The sequence below is a fragment of the Flavobacterium sp. genome (genome assembly GCF_043720215.1).
Taxonomy (GTDB): domain Bacteria; phylum Bacteroidota; class Bacteroidia; order Flavobacteriales; family Flavobacteriaceae; genus Flavobacterium.
Window position 1 is genome coordinate 1 of the sequence record NZ_JAYSSZ010000302.1, and the last position, 18,304, is coordinate 18,304.

Here is an 18,304-nt window from a genome sequence, read left to right on the forward strand (position 1 = left end):
AACAGATTCCCCTGCTTTAGATTGTGGTCCATAACGTTCTACCTCACTTCTAAAAGGTCTTACCATTTGCGAATGACAACCTACACAACCTTCTCTAATATATAAATCACGTCCTTCTAATTCTAATGGTGTATATGGTTTTACACTTGCAATTGTTGGAATATTAGATTTTACCATAATGGTAGGCACAATTTGAATAACGCCTCCAATTAAGATAGCTACTGTTGCTAAAATGGTAAGTTGAATTGGTTTTCTTTCTAACCAAGGATGAAATTTTTCTCCCTTTATTCTTCTAGAACTAATTCTTACTAATTCAGGGGCTTCAGCCAACTCGTCTTCTACATTTGCATTTGCTCTAACGGTTTGAATAATGTTATAAACCAAAACAAACATTCCAATTAGATAAAGTGTTCCACCCACCATTCTCATCCAATACATTGGCATGATTGCGGTTACGGTTTCAAGAAAATTACCATAAGTTAATGTTCCGTCTGGGTTAAATTCTTTCCACATAGAAGCTTGAACAAAACCTGCAACATACATTGGAAGTGTATAAAGTATGATTCCTAAAGTTCCAATCCAAAAGTGAAAATTTGCTAATTTTATAGAATGCAACGGTCCTTTAGTCATTCGTGGAATTAACCAATAAATCATTCCAAAAGCCATAAATCCGTTCCAAGCCAGTGCGCCTACATGAACGTGAGCAACGATCCAATCTGTAAAATGCGCTATGGCATTTACATTTTTTAGTGATAACATTGGCCCTTCAAAAGTTGCCATTCCGTAACCCGTAATAGCTACCACAAAGAATTTTAATATTGGTTCAGTACTTACTTTATCCCAAGCACCACGCAAAGTTAAAAGCCCATTTATCATTCCTCCCCAAGATGGTGCAATTAACATTATTGAGAAAACTACTCCTAAATTCTGTGCCCAATTAGGTAACGCAGAATACAACAAATGATGCGGTCCAGCCCATATATAAATGAATATTAATGACCAAAAGTGTACAATAGACAGCCTATAAGAATATACAGGTCTGTTTGCTGCTTTAGGTATAAAATAATACATTAATCCTAAGAATGGTGTTGTTAAGAAAAATGCTACTGCATTATGACCGTACCACCATTGTACCAAAGCATCTTGAACACCTGCGTATACAGAATAACTTTTCATTGCTGAAACTGGTAATTCTAAACTATTAAAAATGTGTAAAACCGCAACAGTTACAAAAGTTGCCAAGTAAAACCATATGGCAACATATAAATGGCGTTCTCTTCTTTTGATAATAGTTCCTATCATATTAATACCAAAAACAACCCAAATTAAAGCAATAGCAATATCTATAGGCCATTCTAATTCTGCATATTCTTTAGAACTTGTATAACCAAGAGGTAAAGAAATAGCTGCAGCTACTATAATAAGTTGCCATCCCCAGAAGTGAAGATTGCTTAAGAAATTACTAAACATTCTAGCTTTTAATAATCGTTGTAGTGAATAATAAATCCCTGCAAACATTGAATTTCCTACAAAAGCAAAAATAATTGCATTGGTGTGTAAAGGTCTTAATCTTCCAAAACTTAACCAGGAAATCCCTTCGGTCAAATTAGGAAATATAAAAAGAGTTGCTAATAAAAGACCTACTAGCATTCCGACCACACCAAAAAGGATTGTTGCATAAAGGAATTTTTTTACAATCTTGTTGTCATAATAAAATTGTTGCATTTCCATAATTAAATTTGTTTTTCTTTTGTTGTTTGTATTGATTTTGGATTTTCTATTTTTTTGAGTTCATCGTCAAAAAGTATTCTGACCGATGGGGTATAATCATCATCGTATTGACCTGTTTTTACCGCTAAAATGAAAGCAATAAAAAAGCCAATTGCAACAATAATACTGATGGAGATTAATAAATAAATGACACTCATACCTTAAATTTGTGTTAACAAAGTTACTATTGTTGATTCTTTAAGAATATGATATTTATCATACTTCTTTTTTTTCTATTTTAAATTTCTACTGTAATAATTACTCATCAAAGTGACAAAACTTACAATTGTTATAGTGCTTAAAGGCATTATAATTGCTGCTACTAATGGTAATAAATTTCCAGTAATGGCAAACGATAATCCTACAACGTTGTATAATAATGAAAGCGTAAAACTCATTTTAATTGTAGTTATTGCTTTTTTAGATAGCTTAAGAAAATAGTTTAGTCTTTGAAATTCACTCGCGTCTAAAATAGCATCACAAGCCGGAGAGAATACGTTTACATTTTCTGAAATAGAAATTCCAATATTACTTTGCGCCAATGCTCCAGCATCATTTAATCCATCTCCAACCATCATTACATTTTTTCCGCTTTCTTGTAAATTTTTAATAAAATCTAATTTTTGCTCTGGTTTTTGATTAAAAACCAATTCAATTCCTTTAGGTAATATTTGTTCTAAAGTTTCACGCTCACCTTCGTTATCTCCAGAAAGTACTTTAATTTCATAATTGGTATTTAAATTTTTAAAAAGAGTTTCTAAACCTTCTCTATATTGGGTGTTGAAAATGTATTTTCCTAAATAAACATCATTAATTTTTATATGAACTGATGTTTGCTGAATACTTTTTTCTTCTAATTTTTGGACAAAAGAAGCGGATCCAATTTGTATTTCAATTCCATTTATTTGTGCTTGAATCCCTTTTCCTGTAATTTCTTCAAAATGATTTATTTTAGTGTGTTTTACTGCGGGTAGAAAATCATATAACATTCTACTTAAAGGATGATTAGACGCTCGAAGTACGCTTTTTATTAAAAACACATTTTCATCAGAAAGGGCGTTTCCTTCATAAGAAATATTCGATTTTTTATTAGTTGTAATCGTTCCCGTTTTATCAAAAACAATAGTATCAACTTTTGCTAATTGTTCGATTACTAAAGCGTTTTTTAGATAAAATTTCTTTTTACCTAAAATTCGTAGAACATTTCCAAAAGTAAACGGAGCAGTCAACGCCAATGCACACGGACAAGCTACAATTAGCACGGCTGTAAAAACATTGAAAGCAGTATTTGCATTAAAAAATATCCAATATCCAAACCCTGCAAAAGCGATTAACAAAAGAATAGGAGTAAAATATCGACTAATTTTATCGGTTATCGTTTTGTGATTTTGAGCTACATTTTTCTGAAAAACATCATTACTCCATAATTGTGTCAAATAACTTTGGGAAACCGAATGTAAAACCTCCATTTCGATTACTTTACCTATTTGTTTTCCTCCAGCAAAAATTTTATCTCCCGATTTTTTAGTAATAGGAATGGCTTCACCAGTAACAAAACTATAATCAATTTCTGCTTTTTCGGATATTAAAATTCCATCAACTGGAATCAATTCTTGATTTCTAATGAGTAATCTATCTCCTTTTTGAACATCATAAATAGGGATGCTTTCTTCAGAAGTATCAGTATTTATTTTAGTTATTGCAATAGGAAAATAGGATTTAAAATCTCTTTCAAAACTTAAAAAACTATAGGTTTTGATTTGGAACATTTTTCCTAAAAGCATAAAGAAGATCAAACCTGTTAAACTATCAAAAAAACCAGATCCATAATCCATAAAAATATCAAATGTACTTCTCACAAACATTACGACAATTCCTAAAGCAATCGGAATGTCTATATTTAGCATCTTAGATCTGATGCTTTTGTAGGCCGAAACATAATAACCACTTGCTGAATAAAAAAACGATGGCAATGATAATGCAAATATTAACCAACGGAAAAAACCTCGGTATTGATCTAGCCAATATTCTTTGACTTCAAAATATTCTGGAAATGAGAGCAACATAATATTCCCAAAACAAAAGAAAGCTACTCCAAGTTTATAGGTTAAACTTCTGTCGATGTTGTTTTTTCCGGTTTCATAATTTTCTAAACTAATGTAAGGTTCATAACCTATAGAGCTTAATAAATAAACAATTGTTTTTAGAGAAACAGTTTCTGGATTATAAGTTATTCTAACTTTTTTTTCAGGAAAATTTACTTGAGAAGTGTTTATGCCTTTTTGAAGACGCTGTAAATTTTCCAAAATCCAAATACACGAACTACAGTGAATGTGAGGAATGCTAAGTGAAACAATGCAGGTTGTTTCTTCTTGAAATTCAAGCAATTTTGAAATAATACTTTCATTATCTAAAAAATCATATTTGCCTTTACTATCTTGTGGGGTTGTTCCAGGTGATTTTTCAAAATCATAATAGCAAGTCATATCATTTAGAGAAAAAATTTCGTAAACGGTTTTGCAACCGTTGCAACAAAATAGCTTATCATCAAAAATAATTTCGTCTTCTTTTACAATATCCAAACCACAATGGAAACAGTTTTGCGTGTCCATATACTTTACTCATTTTACCTTTAGCAAAGGTCACACAGTAGCTGAATTTAAAATATGATATTTGTCATATAAAAGTGTAATTTTGTAAAACAAGTAAATGTGAATTCGATGAGTAAATGTGAGCAATGTATTGTCAGACAATTTAGTTCTCTAAAGACACTTAATAAACAAGAACTTTTGCGTATGGCAGATTGTAAAACCTCGCATACGATAAAAAAAGGAGAATCTATTTTTGAAGAAGGAGAAAATGTAAATGCTATATTTTGTATAAAAGAAGGTGTTTGTAAGTTGTCTAAATTAAGCGCCAATGGTAAAGACCAAATTGTAAAATTGATAAAGCCAGGAGAATTGCTTGGACAGCGTTCTATGATTAGTGATGAGGTTGCAAATTTAACTGCCGTAGCTCTAGAAGACATGGAAGTTTGTTTTATTCCAAAGGCAGAAATACTAGGTTTTTTTAATCACAACAATGATTTTTCTATGAATGTCATGAAAACCATTTGTGGAGATTTAAAAGAAGCCGATGATCATATGGTTTCAATGGCTCAAAAAACAGTCAAAGAGCGCTTGGCAGGAATTTTACTCTACCTCGAAGATACTTTTGGCAAAAATGAAGATCAAAGTTTGCGTATTCAGCTTTCGAGAGAAGAATTAGCAGGTATGATAGGAACTGCCACCGAAAGTTGTATAAGATTATTATCTGAAATGAACAAAGGAGAGATTATTTATTTAGAGGGAAAAAAAATCACAATTCTTCAAAAAAATGCGTTACTCAAATTATCACGTTAGATTAACTTTTTTTGAATGTTTTTATAATTTCGGATTTATATAAATCAAAAATGGCTGTTAGTGGAATTAATAGCTATAAAAAAAGCCGAACATTTCTGTTCGACTTTAGTCGGGGTGGCAGGATTCGAACCTGCGGCCTCCTGCTCCCAAAGCAGGCGCGATAACCGGGCTACGCTACACCCCGTGTAAGCGAGTGCAAATATAAGGTTTAATTTCACTTTTCAAAATAAATAATCAAAATAAATTGAACATATTTTTAAATTCTATGTTTTTTAGTTAGTACCAGGTTTCTAGTTTTGATGATAATTTTTTATGTTTTTCTTCACATTAAAACTATTATATTTGACACAAGCAAATAATATTTAAGAAATGCCTTCTAAGAAGTTACTTTATATCCTTTTTATTTTAATTACAGTTTCTGTTAGAGCCAATTTCATTTTGCTTCCTATGGACGAAACTTCTCAAAAGAATCATCTAAAAGCTTACGGTATTACCTATTGGGCACTAGATAAACAATACAAAGCGAGTTGGTTACTTAACTATCGTGGAGGTTCTTTTTTATTGCCGGATGTTTCTGAAATTAGAAAAGAATGTCAAATTCGTGGTGTCAGTTTTGAGGTGCTTTCCGATGGAGAAACCAATCAAATTTTAGCAGATATATCTTCCCCATCTCAAAATATGGAAACCGTTGTGTTAGAAAAAGCGCCAAAAGTTGCTGTATATTCTCCACCAGGAAAACAACCTTGGGACGATGCTGTGACTATGGTTTTGACGTATGCCGAAATCCCTTTTACAACAATTTATGATACTGAAGTTTTAAGTGATCAATTAATACTATACGACTGGTTGCATTTGCATCACGAAGATTTTACTGGACAATACGGAAAGTTTTTTGGAGCTTATAGGACGGCGCCTTGGTACATTCAGCAGAAGCAAGATGCTGAAGCTTTAGCAAAAAAACTAGGTTATAATAAGGTTTCTGAAGAAAAAGGAGCTGTTGCTAGAAAAATTCGTGATTTTGTTATTGGCGGTGGATTTATGTTTGCAATGTGTTCAGCAACCGATAGTTTTGATATTGCTTTAGCTGCCGAAAATATTGATATTTGCGAATCTATGTTTGATGGTGATGCTAGTGAGGCTAATTACCAATCTAAAATTGATTACACTAAAACGTTTGCTTTTAAAGAGTTTATCTTAGACAGAAAACCCGAACATTATGAATTTTCTGATATTGATATGACCGAAAAAAGAAAAATTCCCTTCGAGAAAGATTATTTTACCTTAATGGAATTTTCGGCAAAATGGGATGTTATACCAAGTATGTTATGCCAAAATCACACTTCGCTTGTCAAAGGATTTATGGGACAAACCACCTCTTTTGATAGGCAGCTGATAAAAACAAATGTTCTAGTTTTAGGCGAAAACCAAATAAACGAAGAAGCTCGTTATATTCATGGTCAAAAAGGGAAAGGCTTCTTTACTTTTTATGGTGGTCACGATCCTGAAGACTTTCAGCATAGAGTAGGGGATGAACCAACGGTTTTAGACTTGCATCCCAATTCTCCAGGATTTCGTTTAATTTTAAATAATGTATTGTTTCCAGCTGCTAGGAAAAAGAAGCAGAAAACATAATAAAAACTACTTTTTGTTTTTTGCCATCACTTTTGCCATTTGACACGCATTATAATCTTGTGTTTTTTCTAACTCGGTAATTATATTTTGGTGGTTTTTTTCGTCACGATTTTGAGATATTTTTTTCACTGCTTCTATTGATGTGATTTCTATTTCAAAAGCAATAATTCCTTTAGCTTGCAACATTGTTTTTTCTGATAAATTTTCAACTCGAACAGGTTTTTCTGAATTTGCTTCGTATTTATCGACTAATTTTTTTAATGAAAGAATGGATTCGTTGAGGTTTAAAATTTTTACTTTTCCATACACATGAACTGCCATATAATTCCAAGTAGGAACATTTTCGTGGTCGTACCAAGACGAGGAAATATACGAATGTGGTCCTGAGAAAATGGCTAGAACTTCTGTTTCGTTTTTTAAGCTTTCTCCTTGAGGGTTTTCTATAGAAACGTGTCCAACAAGAATAGCTTTTCCAGAAGGATTTTTATCTAAAACCAAAGGAATGTGCGTTGCCCAAAGTTTAGTGTTGGTTTGATTGACAAGAATTGCAAATCCGTTTTCGTGAATAAAACTGCGAATTTCTTCTTGATCCTCGTTTTTGTAAATATCTGGAATATACATTGTTTAAAGATTAAATCACATTTACTTCCGCTTCAATATGAATACCAAAAGTTTCAAAAACTGTCTTTTGTATATCCTTAGAAACATTCAAAATTTCCTGTCCAGTCGCATTGCCATAATTGACTAAAACCAAAGCTTGATTTTTATGAATTCCTGCATCGCCAAAACGTTTTCCTTTGAAACCTGCTTGCTCTATAAGCCAACCCGCAGGAACTTTTACTTCGGTTTCTGAAATTTCGTAAAATTTCATTTCTGGAAATTTCTTATGAATCGATTCAAATTCCGACTTTAATAAAATCGGATTTTTGAAAAAACTCCCACTATTTCCCAACTCTTTTGGATCTGGTAATTTACTTTGACGAATCGCAATTACAGCATTTGAAATTGCAATTAAACCCGGAATTTCGATATTTTTTTTAGCTAATTCTAATTGAATATCTCCGTATGAAATGTTTATTTTATGGTTGTGTTTTGTTAATTTAAAAACAACAGATGTAATAATGAATTGGTCTTTTATTTCCTGTTTAAAAACACTCTCTCTGTAACCAAAATTACATTCTGTATTTGTAAAAGTTTTCATTTCTTGGGTTGCAATATGCATCGCTTCGCAAGAAACAAAAGTGTCCTTTATTTCTGTCCCATATGCGCCAATATTTTGTACTGGAGTTGTACCAACATTACCTGGAATAAGTGACATGTTTTCTAATCCTCCAAAATCTTTATTGATAGTCCAAAGTACAAATTCATGCCAGTTTTCACCAGCTTGACTTTCTACCCAAACAAAATCATCATCTTGTTTAACTATTTTTTTTCCTTTCAAATTAACATGAATAACTAAAGCATCAATATCTTGGGTGAGTAACATGTTACTTCCGCCTCCCAAAATAAATTTTTGTTCATTTTTATTTTCTTGTAAAATTGTTTTCAATTCTGAAACAGAATGCACTGCTACAAATTTTTTTGCCTTGGCTTCAATACCAAAAGTGTTGTGTTTTTTTAGAGAAAAATTAGGAATGATATTCATAAATAGGATGATTATTTAGATCACAAAAATAACATAAAGAATTTAAACAAATTTTTCAAAATAGTTTTTTTGCCAAATATGAAGCATAAATAATGGCAATATGTATGGAATTATCTTTTTGTCGCCTTTTTCTATTTGTGCTACTAGTTTTTGTCCATTCAGATTTTCTAGGAAAGGCATATTGAAAATTTCACTTTTTGCAAAATTCTGTAATTCATCTCTAAATTTAGAATCGGATACTAAATAATTCTCCCAAGGTGAACTTAAACCAATTTTTCTGAAATTTATAATTTCTTTTGGTAGTTTGTTTTCCATTGTGGATTTTAGAATATATTTTCCTTTTTTGCCTGAAAATAACCATTTATCATCTAGTGTTCCCAATCCAGCAATTAGTCTTTGGTCTAAAAAAGGCTCACGACATTCTATAGATGCGCCCATAGTACAACGATCATTTCTATCTAAAAGGGAGCACATATAAGTATGTTGATCAAAATATAAGGCTTGTCTCTGCAAATTATTGGGATACAATTCTTGCGCTTCTTTTAGTATTTGATAACGATATTCGTTTGTAGGTTTTGTTTTTTTTCCGTAAAACGAATTAATATCATCCGGATAAATACTGGTTCCGTTAAAAAGAATCAAATCAGATTGGTCTCTAATTTTTGAATAACGCATCAGTTTATCAAATCTAGGATTGTTATTGAAATAGTCTAGATTACTTAAAAATGAAATAGTTTTTAATAATGAAGGATTTTTTAAGGCTTTGTAACGAACATAGCCACCCATTAATTCATCGGCACCTTCGCCGGAGAGTAAAACTTTTACTTTAGAGTTTGCTAATTTGGAAACTGCCAGCAAATGAGGTTCGTTAAGATGCATTAGTGGTTCATCTTGAAAATAAGTTGATTCCACAAGATTGTCAAACAAAAAATCACCTTCAACTTTTATCGTATTGAATTCATATTTATAGTCTTCGGTAATTTTTTTTGCTAAATAAGATTCGTTATGATGCTCTTCAGAAAAACCAATATTAAAAGTTTGTATATTTTTATAGCTTTGATGGTATAAGGATGATAAAATAGAACAAGAATCTAAGCCTCCGCTGAGTAAAACACCAACAGGAGCATCACTTACCATGCGTAGTTTTACAGATTCGAAAAAGGTTTCCTCAAACCATTGTTTGGGATTTGTAATCTGATTATGGTTTTGTATTTCTTCTTTTAGATTCCACCATTTTGTGGTTTTTGTATTTCCATTTGCATCAATAATCATGTAATGTCCTGGTAAAAGCTTATTTACATTAGTGTATAATGTATTTTCTCCAGCAACAAATCTGTTAAAGAAATATTCTTCTAATCCGCTTTCTGATATTTGTATAGGAATTCCTGCTGCAAAAAGAGCTTTTTGTTCTGATGCAAAGTATAAAGTGTTTTGATACAACGAATAATACAATGGTTTTACACCCATTCGATCTCTTGCCAAAACTAATTTTTTATCTTCTTTGTCCCAAATGGCAAAGGCAAACATTCCGTTTAGGCGGGACAACATTCGTAAACCATATAGTTCATATAGTTTTAGTAAAACTTCGGTATCGGAACCTGATTTTAATGTAATTCCTTTATTTTCTAATTCGGGATAAAAAGATTTGTAATTGTATATTTCGCCGTTAAAAATAATAACATATCTTCCATTTTCAGAATAAAAAGGTTGGTGTCCAGCGGAAGAAATATCAATAATTGACAATCGTCTGTGACCAAATCCAATATTATTTTCGATAAAAATTCCAGCATCGTCCGGTCCTCGATGTTCGAGAACATCACGCATTTTTAAGAGCTGATTTTCGTCAATAGATTTGTTGTTAAGGTGAAAAATTCCGTTTATACCACACATAAGTTAATTAGATTTGGTATTAATTAATTTATGATATTCGTCTGCTATTTTTTTCATATTAACAGCATAATTGGCATTGTTTTCAATAAATTTTCTGTTTTCTAGAACTGCTTTTTGTCTAATTTCAGGATTTTGAAAAGACCAAATGATTTCCTCGGCTAATTTTTTACTATTTTCAGATTCAACTAAAATACCATTTTCTTTTTGATTAATCCAACTTCTATTTCCAGGTAAATCAGTCACAATTGGAAAGCTTCCACAAGCCATCGCTTCAAATAAAGATGCAGAAACGCCTTCGGTTGTAGGCATACTTATATATAAATTTGATTGTTGTAAAAGTTTTGGTAAATCATTATTATTAATTCTTCCAGTAAAGATTACTTGATTTTCAATGTTTAATTCTTTGCTAAGCAATTTCAATTTTTCAAACAATATTCCGTCACCTATAATAGTTAATTCGAACGGAATTTTTTGTTTTTTTAGAGATGAGAAAGCTCTCAAAATAATTTCATGCTTATATTCTGGAAGCAGAGATCGTGTTACAATTGCTCTTAATTTTGGTTCATTCGTGGTGTCACGATATTCAAATAAAGATAGATTTATACCTTTTGGCAAAATCATAACTTTAGACATATTTACGTCACTTTTTTTCATGTGTTCAGCCATAACTGGACCCCAAGCGTGTATTAAATCAGCTTTTTTGAAAGCGTAATTTTGAATAATTTTCTTAAATGGATATAACGGAGAATTTTCAGGCCACAAATCTGTTATTCCTTGTTGTGCAATTGCTATTGGCTTTATTCCTGAGAGAGCCGCTAAAAAACCATAACTAGTGGTTCTTTCTGCAATAACCATGTCGGCATTAAATTTTTTTGCAATACTTCTTATCGTTAGAAATGACTTAGCAAGTTCAACAAGTCTTTTTAATCTAGAAACACCAGTGCTTCGGGTTTGTAATTCCCAAGAAACAATTTCGAAATCGCCAAATTCCTTCAAACCATTCATCCAAGTAATGGCGTCGGCTCTGTAAGTTTCTCCAAGAAAAAGAATTCGTTTTTTTTGCATTATAATATGTTATTCTTCGGTTTCTAAAGCACGGTTTAAAAACTCGTTTAGTGGTTTTAAAGCAATTAATTTTTGAGCTATTTTTTTTGAAAAATCTTTGTCTAAAAATAATTTATCGTCAATTTTTTGAGAGCAAGTATAACTTTTTAGTTTTAGAAATTCGATCGCAGGATGATTGGGTTCGTAACCTTTTGGTGCTTTTTTTAACACATTTGCCTCTTCTCGACTTATGGCATTGAATTCTTTTTTAAAAGTTGGATTGTTTACAATTGCCTCCAAATCATCATAAAAAAATGCAATTTCTTTTCGAATGCTTTTTAATTCGTTGGCTTCTGGACACCAAACGCCACCTGCAATAAACGAGCTTCCTTTTTCGAAATGTATGTAATAACCAGGACTATTTTTTCTATTTTTATTAGTAGTTAGCCAAAGCGCAATGTTGGTTTTGTATGGTTGTTTGTCTTTAGAGAAACGAATATCGCGATTGATACGGAAAGTACAATTCTTAATTTCTAATAAATCTAACGATTTGTCTAGAGGCTTCATTTCTTCTAAAACGGATGCGATAAACTGATGATAGTCTTTTTTGTAATTTTCGTATCGTTTTTTGTTGGCGTGCATCCATTCTGTGTTGTTATTGGCTTTTAGGTCGTCAATAAACTGAATTGCTTCTTTGGTAATCATCTTACAAATGTTTTTTTAAATCTTCTTCAGAAATATAACCTATGTTTTTCCAGATTTCTTTTCCGTTTTCATACAGAAGTAAAGTTGGTAACGCCTCTATTTTTAGCTCTTCACATAAGGTTTTATTTTCATCGGCATCAATTTTTATAATAATTACTTTGTCTTTTAGCTCGACTTTCATTTTTTCTAAATAAGGAGCCATCTTCTTGCACGGACCACACCATTTAGCATTAAAATCGATTAAAACTTTTTTGTCTGAAATTAGTAGTTTTTCATATTCGGCTTTTGTCATTCCAATTTTTGCTGAGCTTGGTTTAGAATAACCAGCGGCATTCCATTTCATAATGCCACCATCAAGGTTGTATATGGTTGTAAAGCCCAATTCGTTTAGTTTTTCAGCCGCTTGTCCACTTCTTCCACCTACTTTGCAATATACAAAAATGGGTTTTGTTTTGTCATAATTACTAGCTTTAGCTACAAAATCGCTTCCGTTCCAGTTTACGTTTGTTGCATTTTCAATATGTTCTACGGCATACTCTTCGGGTGTTCTAACATCAAGTAATTGAGGTTTTTCAGTAGTTTGTAGCTTTTCTGCAAAAGATTTTACATCAATAGTTTGTATTGCTTTTGAAGTTTGTCCTTTACAACTTATAAAAAGTAGACTTATTAATAGAATAGAAATTATTTTTTTCATTTTTAAATTTTTAGCTAATATAAACATTAAAGATTAAATATTTTATAACTCTGATGAGTCGATTTTACAATATTTTCTGTTCGTTCAGAATGTGTGTCGGAAATAAATAACTGTCCAAAATCATCATTATTGACCATAGCTACAATTTTTGCTACACGAGTTTCGTCTAGTTTGTCAAAAATATCATCAAATAATAAAATCGGTTTTTCGCCACTTTGTTTTTTTACAAATTCAAACTGAGCCAATTTTAGAGCAATCAAAAAAGACTTTTGTTGTCCTTGTGACCCAAATTTCTTGATAGGGTAGTTCTCTATATTAAATGATAAATCATCTTTGTGAATTCCAACACTTGTATATTGTAATGCCCTGTCTTTATTTATATTTTCTTGTAAAAGTGATAATAAATCCTGATTTTCTAACTGACTTTCATATTCCAATTGTACCGTTTCGGAGGAATTGGATATATTTTGATAAAATGAATTGAAAATAGGAATAAAATCATTTAAAAATTGCTTTCTTTTTTCAAAAATATTTTTTCCATAAGCATTCAATTGCTCGTTATAAATATCTAAAGTTTCCGTTTCAAAAATACGATTTACGGCAAAATATTTAAGCAATGCATTGCGTTGACTTACTACTTTTTGGTACAAAATTAATTCTTGCAAATAGTGATTATCTAATTGCGAAATCACACTATCGATAAATTTCCTTCTGGTTTCGCTTCCTTCTCGAATTAAATCTGCATCAGTTGGCGAGATAATAACCAACGGAATAAAACCCAAATGATCTGAGAATTTTTCGTATATTTTTCCATTGCGTTTCAGGATTTTCTTTTGTCCTTTTTTTAAACTGCAAAGAATAGTTTCAGAACGATTTTGTTTTTCGAATTCGCCATCAATCACAAAAAAATCTTCGTTATGCTTTATGTTTTGGACGGCTAATGTATTAAAATAGCTTTTTCCAAACGACAAATGATAAATCGCATCGAGCACATTCGTTTTTCCAACACCGTTTTTTCCTACAAAACAATTTATTTTGTGCTCAAATTCGAAACTTGCTTCATCAAAATTTTTAAAATTAAATAAGGAGATTTTTTTTAGATACATATAATAGGTAGAAATGCCTGTTTTTAACTATATATTGTCGTACATTTCAATTAGGATTGCAAATTATTAAAAATAACCGTAAAACATCTTTTATTTATGAATAAAAATTTTATTTTTGCAGCTCATTAAATTAAATACAAATGGCAACTTATAATAAAAGAGGATATAAAGCTCCAAAACCTGAAGAAGTAAAAGTAGAAACTGACGTAAATGATATTGAGAACACAATCAATGTTGATGAAAAAGACAGTACAACGGCTAATGTTTTAAATACATTAGACGAAACAGCTTCTAAAACGGAAGAGTTTGTTGCTAAAAATCAAAACATCATTTTATCAATAGTTGGTGGAATTGCGTTGCTTACAGCAGGTTATTTGTTGTATAACAAATTTGTTTCTGGACCAAAAGAGAGCGAAGCAGCAAGTGATATGTTTCAAGCACAACAGTATTTTAAGAAAGCTGTAGAAGGAACTGGAACCGCTAGTGATTCTTTATATAATTTGGCCTTGAATGGTGGAGATGGAAAACAAGGATTTTTAGATATTATAAAAACTAATTCTGGTACTGATGCTGGTAATTTAGCTGAATACTATGCTGGAATGGCTTTATTAAATACCAAGAAATTTCAAGCAGCAATAGATCATTTGTCAAATTTCAAATCAGAAGATGCTTTTACATCTGCTATGGCGATTGGTGCAATAGGTGATGCTAATGCAGAATTAAAAAAACCAGAACAAGCTTTAGAGTTTTATGTAAAAGCAGCTGAAAGTAATAAAAATGAAATGACAACACCACGTTTTTTACTAAAAGCAGGGCAAACAGCAATGTCATTAGGTAAAAAAGCAGATGCATTAAAATATTTTACAGATATTAAAGATAACTTTGAAGTAACTCCAGAAGCTCAGAATATCGATGCTTTGATTGGAATGGCACAATAAACTAGATTTTAGATTTTAGATTTCAGATATAAGATTTCTGAAATCTAAAATCTAAAATCTGCAATCTTAAATTAGGATGGCTACAGCAAATAAAAATTTATCTAATTACGATAAAAACACAATCCCAAACGCGAAAGACTTTCGGTTTGGGATTGTTGTTTCTGAATGGAACGATCATATTACAGAAGGATTATATTCAGGGGTAATTGAGGCGTTAACCGATTGTGGTGCATTGCACAAAAACATTATCCGTTGGAGTGTTCCTGGAAGTTTTGAGCTCATTTACGGCGCAAAAAAAATGATTGAAACACAAAAACCTGATGTAGTAATTACTATAGGTTGTGTGATAAAAGGTGAAACCATGCATTTTGAGTTTGTTTGCGAAGGCGTAACACAAGGAATCAAGGATTTGAATGTTTTGTCTGATGTGCCTACTATTTTTTGTTTGTTAACGGACAATTCCGAACAACAATCTATAGATAGAAGTGGAGGAATTCACGGAAACAAAGGAACTGAAGCGGCAATTGCTGCCATAAAAATGGCTTACTTACGACAACAAGCTAATTTGGGTTTTCACCAAAGCGAAAAATTATTAAGTGCAAATCAGTTGCAAATTGAAGGTTTACCTTTGAAAATAGAAGAGTAGATTATGAAATATTTACTTCAAATTCTTTTTTTATTCTTTTTTGGATTCTGTCAATCTCAAATTAAAATAAATGAAGGTTTAAAAAGAGAATTAGACGATATTCTCCAATCTGATCAAATTCTTCGAGAATATTCCAATTCAGAAATTACTGAAATCCGGAAAGACGAAATTTTAAAAATTACAGGATACTCAAAAGAAGAGTTGAGTAAAAATATTTGGAAATTAGTCAATAAGCAAGATTCAATAAATCTTATCAGAGTCGAAAATATAATCTCTAAATACGGTTATCCAGGCAAATCACTTGTAGGAGAACCAACAAATAAAGCTGTTTGGTATGTAATTCAACATTCAGAAAAGATCCCTAAATACTTTTCATTAATTCAAAAAGCGTGGAAACAGAAGCAAATACCATTTACTTTGGTTGCGATGATGCAAGATAGAATGTTAATGTACAAAGGGGAAGAACAAATTTATGGAACTCAAGGAGCTGGAAGACATATTTTGAATAAAGATAATGAAGAAGTTTTTTTTAATTTTATTTGGCCGATAAAAAACACTAAAAAAGTAAATAAACTTCGAGAAAAAGCAGGATTTGAAAATACAGTTGAAGAAAATGCTAAAAATATGGGAATGGAATACACCATATTTACTCTTGAGGACTACAAGAAATTAAAAATCATAGAATTTAAAAAACATTAAAATAATAAGTTTAAATAATCTGTAAATTAAAGTTTTACAGATTATTGTTTTTAACTAATGTTTTCTAGGAAAATAAAAAACCTTTTTCATACATTTACCAAATGAAACAAAACACAAATACACAATATTATTATCTTATTCTTTCTAAAAGAACAGGATAGTAGTGTCGTATTTTTATAATAACACAAGTCTGGTTCTTTTTAGAACCAGACTTTTTTTTTAAACTAAATTATCATGAAACAACAATTTGAAAATTACACGGAAGAAGATTTAAAAGTTTGGACTATTTTATTTGAAAGACAAGCTGAAAACTTAAAAAATAAAGCAGGTCAAGATTATTTAAACGCTTTAACCAAAATGGAAAGCTGTTTGAATGCTAATGAGATGCCTAATTTTGAAAAAATTAATAATTGGTTTTCTAATCAAACGGGTTGGGAAATAGAATGTGTACCAGGATTGATTCCTGTGGAAGATTTTTTTATGTTATTAGCAGCAAAAAAATTTCCGTCTTCTACTTGGTTGCGCACCATGGATAAATTAGATTATTTGGAAGAACCAGATATGTTTCATGATGTTTTTGGGCATATTCCATTATTATCATTACCTGTTTATTCAGAATTTATACACCAATTTGGAATTCTTGGAAAAGCAATGATACATGATCATGAAAAATTGATTATGTTGCAGCGTTTGTATTGGTTTACTATTGAATTTGGATTAATTTTAGAGTCAAATAATCAAAAAATTTATGGAGCTGGAATTTTATCTTCTTACGGTGAATCAAATAATTGTTTGATTTCTAATCAAATCGAGCGTATCGATTTTGATATCGAACGAATTATAAATACACCGTTTTGTACTTCAGAAATGCAGAATAAATATTTTATTATTGCGAATTTTGATGAATTGAAAAAAGCCATACTTAAATTAACTAAACAATGGATGCATTATGAGCTGGAAGATAGAAAATAATAGACTTTGCCGTGATTTTGATTTTAAAACTCAAACCGATTTGGCTAATTTTTTGGTTTTAGTTGCTAAAAAGGCTGATGCCGTAAATCATCATCCAGACGCAACGATTAGTAAATGTTCTCATTTACGATTAGACTTATTTACACATACTGCAAATAAAATAATGGATTTAGATAGAGAATTAGCCCAAAGTATTTCGGATATTTATAATGATTTGGTGTAAAAGGGTTTTGCAAAAAATAATTATATATTTATTTTTTTAGTATCTTCTTAACTATGTTAACCAAAACCTTTTCCTTAAATTTGTAAGCGATGTTTATAATTTAATACCTAAAACCCAATAGTGTCAAGCATAATTCAATTACTTCCTGATCATGTAGCCAATCAGATTGCCGCTGGCGAAGTCGTTCAGCGACCTGCATCAGTAGTCAAAGAATTGTTAGAAAATGCTATCGATGCAGGAGCTTCCGATATTAAACTGATTTGTAAAGAAGCAGGAAAAGTATTGGTTCAAGTCATAGATAATGGTAAAGGAATGTCGGTCACCGATGCGCGTTTGTGTTTCGAGCGTCATGCCACTTCAAAAATTCGTCAAGCAGAAGATTTATTCGATTTGCATACCAAAGGTTTTCGTGGTGAAGCTCTGGCATCTATTGCTGCTATTGCGCATGTAGAAATGAAAACCAAGCAAGATCAAGAAGAATTAGGAACACATATTATCATTGAAGGAAGCAAATTTGTATCGCAAGATGTTGCTGTTTTGCCTAAAGGGACTTCATTTTTAGTCAAAAATTTATTTTTTAATATTCCAGCGCGTCGAAATTTCTTAAAATCGGATATTGTCGAATTGCGTCATATTATCGATGAATTTCAACGAGTAGCTTTGGCGCATCACAATATTCATTTTACTTTTTATCATAACGGAAGCGAATTGTTTAATTTGCCACAATCAAACGCAAGACAAAGAATTGTCAATATATTTTCGGGTAAAACCAATGAAAAACTGGTTCCTATTCAGGAAACTACTGATATTGTATCGATACAAGGATTTATAGGAAAACCAGAATTTGCCAAGAAAAACAAAGGAGAACAATTCTTTTTTGTGAACGACCGATTTATAAAAAGCGGTTATTTACATCACGCTATTATGAATGCTTACGAA

General features: G+C 31.3%; 18 protein-coding genes and 1 tRNA gene. 8 read left to right on the forward strand and 11 right to left on the reverse strand.

Going from position 1 to position 18,304, the window contains the following annotated elements; all coding sequences use genetic code 11:
- The 3 genes from ccoN to ACHZC3_RS13240 all read right to left on the reverse strand — a co-directional run.
- The coding region (gene ccoN / locus ACHZC3_RS13230; protein WP_394760361.1) for a cytochrome-c oxidase, cbb3-type subunit I at window positions 1-1,731 on the reverse strand (1,731 nt) is incomplete at its 3' end.
- 2 nt (window positions 1,732-1,733) lie between these two features.
- On the reverse strand, window positions 1,734-1,928 hold the full coding sequence (gene ccoS / locus ACHZC3_RS13235) for a cbb3-type cytochrome oxidase assembly protein CcoS (protein WP_394760362.1): 195 nt from the start codon (window positions 1,926-1,928) through the stop codon (window positions 1,734-1,736).
- A 75-nt stretch (window positions 1,929-2,003) separates the two neighbouring features.
- Complete coding sequence (locus ACHZC3_RS13240) at window positions 2,004-4,382, reverse strand: heavy metal translocating P-type ATPase metal-binding domain-containing protein (protein ID WP_394760363.1); 2,379 nt, start codon at window positions 4,380-4,382, stop codon at window positions 2,004-2,006.
- A 108-nt stretch (window positions 4,383-4,490) separates the two neighbouring features.
- On the opposite strand from ACHZC3_RS13240, the gene ACHZC3_RS13245 reads away from it, so the two are divergent.
- A complete protein-coding gene (locus ACHZC3_RS13245) occupies window positions 4,491-5,171 on the forward strand; it encodes a Crp/Fnr family transcriptional regulator (RefSeq protein ID WP_394760364.1) in 681 nt (226 codons plus the stop codon).
- A gap of 109 nt (window positions 5,172-5,280) precedes the next feature.
- Here the strand turns inward: ACHZC3_RS13245 and ACHZC3_RS13250 are convergent.
- Window positions 5,281-5,355: transfer RNA gene (locus ACHZC3_RS13250), tRNA-Pro, on the reverse strand.
- Between the two features lie 185 nt (window positions 5,356-5,540).
- Here ACHZC3_RS13250 and ACHZC3_RS13255 point away from each other — a divergent pair.
- Window positions 5,541-6,803: an asparagine synthetase B gene (locus ACHZC3_RS13255; protein WP_394760366.1), complete on the forward strand. Its 1,263-nt coding sequence runs from the start codon at window positions 5,541-5,543 to the stop codon at window positions 6,801-6,803.
- A 6-nt stretch (window positions 6,804-6,809) separates the two neighbouring features.
- Here the strand turns inward: ACHZC3_RS13255 and ACHZC3_RS13260 are convergent, their stop codons facing one another.
- The 7 genes from ACHZC3_RS13260 to recF are packed head-to-tail and all read right to left on the reverse strand — an operon-like array spanning window position 6,810 to window position 13,887.
- A complete protein-coding gene (locus ACHZC3_RS13260) occupies window positions 6,810-7,424 on the reverse strand; it encodes an FMN-binding negative transcriptional regulator (RefSeq protein WP_394760367.1) in 615 nt (204 codons plus the stop codon).
- 10 nt (window positions 7,425-7,434) lie between these two features.
- Window positions 7,435-8,448 (reverse strand): UDP-N-acetylmuramate dehydrogenase, encoded by a 1,014-nt coding sequence (murB, locus tag ACHZC3_RS13265; protein WP_394760368.1) that lies wholly within the window; start codon window positions 8,446-8,448, stop codon window positions 7,435-7,437.
- 42 nt (window positions 8,449-8,490) lie between these two features.
- On the reverse strand, window positions 8,491-10,338 hold the full coding sequence (asnB, locus tag ACHZC3_RS13270; RefSeq protein WP_394760369.1) for an asparagine synthase (glutamine-hydrolyzing): 1,848 nt from the start codon (window positions 10,336-10,338) through the stop codon (window positions 8,491-8,493).
- Window positions 10,339-10,341: 3 nt separating this feature from the next.
- The gene (locus tag ACHZC3_RS13275) at window positions 10,342-11,403 is read right to left on the reverse strand and encodes a glycosyltransferase (RefSeq protein WP_394760370.1); all 1,062 of its coding nucleotides are present in this window, start codon (window positions 11,401-11,403) and stop codon (window positions 10,342-10,344) included.
- Window positions 11,404-11,412: 9 nt separating this feature from the next.
- Window positions 11,413-12,087, reverse strand: a complete 675-nt coding sequence (locus ACHZC3_RS13280) for a DUF2461 domain-containing protein (RefSeq protein WP_394760371.1) — start codon at window positions 12,085-12,087, stop codon at window positions 11,413-11,415.
- A gap of 1 nt (window position 12,088) precedes the next feature.
- Window positions 12,089-12,781, reverse strand: a complete 693-nt coding sequence (locus ACHZC3_RS13285; RefSeq protein ID WP_394760372.1) for a thioredoxin domain-containing protein — start codon at window positions 12,779-12,781, stop codon at window positions 12,089-12,091.
- A gap of 26 nt (window positions 12,782-12,807) precedes the next feature.
- Entirely contained in the window at window positions 12,808-13,887 is a 1,080-nt protein-coding gene (gene recF, locus ACHZC3_RS13290; protein ID WP_394760373.1) for a DNA replication/repair protein RecF, read from the reverse strand.
- 140 nt (window positions 13,888-14,027) lie between these two features.
- Between recF and ACHZC3_RS13295 the strand changes: the two genes are divergently transcribed.
- The 6 genes from ACHZC3_RS13295 to mutL form a co-directional block, all read left to right on the forward strand.
- Window positions 14,028-14,825 carry a tol-pal system YbgF family protein gene (locus ACHZC3_RS13295; protein ID WP_394760374.1) on the forward strand — a complete coding sequence of 266 codons (798 nt, stop codon included), beginning with the start codon at window positions 14,028-14,030 and terminating at the stop codon, window positions 14,823-14,825.
- Window positions 14,826-14,901: 76 nt separating this feature from the next.
- Entirely contained in the window at window positions 14,902-15,471 is a 570-nt protein-coding gene (ribH, locus tag ACHZC3_RS13300; RefSeq protein WP_394760376.1) for a 6,7-dimethyl-8-ribityllumazine synthase, read from the forward strand.
- Window positions 15,472-15,474: 3 nt separating this feature from the next.
- Window positions 15,475-16,170 (forward strand): DUF6624 domain-containing protein, encoded by a 696-nt coding sequence (locus ACHZC3_RS13305; RefSeq protein ID WP_394760377.1) that lies wholly within the window; start codon window positions 15,475-15,477, stop codon window positions 16,168-16,170.
- A gap of 234 nt (window positions 16,171-16,404) precedes the next feature.
- On the forward strand, window positions 16,405-17,142 hold the full coding sequence (locus ACHZC3_RS13310; protein ID WP_394760378.1) for a phenylalanine 4-monooxygenase: 738 nt from the start codon (window positions 16,405-16,407) through the stop codon (window positions 17,140-17,142).
- The gene (locus tag ACHZC3_RS13315; RefSeq protein WP_394760379.1) at window positions 17,120-17,365 is read left to right on the forward strand and encodes a 4a-hydroxytetrahydrobiopterin dehydratase; all 246 of its coding nucleotides are present in this window, start codon (window positions 17,120-17,122) and stop codon (window positions 17,363-17,365) included. Before ACHZC3_RS13310 ends, ACHZC3_RS13315 begins: the two co-directional genes overlap by 23 nt.
- Before the next feature lie 120 nt (window positions 17,366-17,485).
- Window positions 17,486-18,304 (forward strand): DNA mismatch repair endonuclease MutL (gene mutL / locus ACHZC3_RS13320; protein ID WP_394760380.1); only part of this gene is annotated, 819 nt, incomplete at its 3' end.

Bases quoted from the DNA above. Each gene is read 5' to 3' on its own strand.
- ACHZC3_RS13315 (WP_394760379.1), top strand. From the start codon at position 17,120: ATGAGCTGGAAGATAGAAAATAATAGACTTTGCCGTGATTTTGATTTT.
- asnB (WP_394760369.1), bottom strand. From the start codon at position 10,338: ATGTGTGGTATAAACGGAATTTTTCACCTTAACAACAAATCTATTGAC.
- ACHZC3_RS13275 (WP_394760370.1), bottom strand. From the start codon at position 11,403: ATGCAAAAAAAACGAATTCTTTTTCTTGGAGAAACTTACAGAGCCGAC.
- ACHZC3_RS13295 (WP_394760374.1), top strand. From the start codon at position 14,028: ATGGCAACTTATAATAAAAGAGGATATAAAGCTCCAAAACCTGAAGAA.
- ACHZC3_RS13280 (WP_394760371.1), bottom strand. From the start codon at position 12,087: ATGATTACCAAAGAAGCAATTCAGTTTATTGACGACCTAAAAGCCAAT.
- ACHZC3_RS13245 (WP_394760364.1), top strand. From the start codon at position 4,491: ATGAGTAAATGTGAGCAATGTATTGTCAGACAATTTAGTTCTCTAAAG.
- ccoS (WP_394760362.1), bottom strand. From the start codon at position 1,928: ATGAGTGTCATTTATTTATTAATCTCCATCAGTATTATTGTTGCAATT.
- ACHZC3_RS13255 (WP_394760366.1), top strand. From the start codon at position 5,541: ATGCCTTCTAAGAAGTTACTTTATATCCTTTTTATTTTAATTACAGTT.
- ACHZC3_RS13285 (WP_394760372.1), bottom strand. From the start codon at position 12,781: ATGAAAAAAATAATTTCTATTCTATTAATAAGTCTACTTTTTATAAGT.
- murB (WP_394760368.1), bottom strand. From the start codon at position 8,448: ATGAATATCATTCCTAATTTTTCTCTAAAAAAACACAACACTTTTGGT.
- ACHZC3_RS13260 (WP_394760367.1), bottom strand. From the start codon at position 7,424: ATGTATATTCCAGATATTTACAAAAACGAGGATCAAGAAGAAATTCGC.
- ACHZC3_RS13310 (WP_394760378.1), top strand. From the start codon at position 16,405: ATGAAACAACAATTTGAAAATTACACGGAAGAAGATTTAAAAGTTTGG.
- ACHZC3_RS13305 (WP_394760377.1), top strand. From the start codon at position 15,475: ATGAAATATTTACTTCAAATTCTTTTTTTATTCTTTTTTGGATTCTGT.
- ACHZC3_RS13240 (WP_394760363.1), bottom strand. From the start codon at position 4,382: ATGGACACGCAAAACTGTTTCCATTGTGGTTTGGATATTGTAAAAGAA.
- ribH (WP_394760376.1), top strand. From the start codon at position 14,902: ATGGCTACAGCAAATAAAAATTTATCTAATTACGATAAAAACACAATC.
- recF (WP_394760373.1), bottom strand. From the start codon at position 13,887: ATGTATCTAAAAAAAATCTCCTTATTTAATTTTAAAAATTTTGATGAA.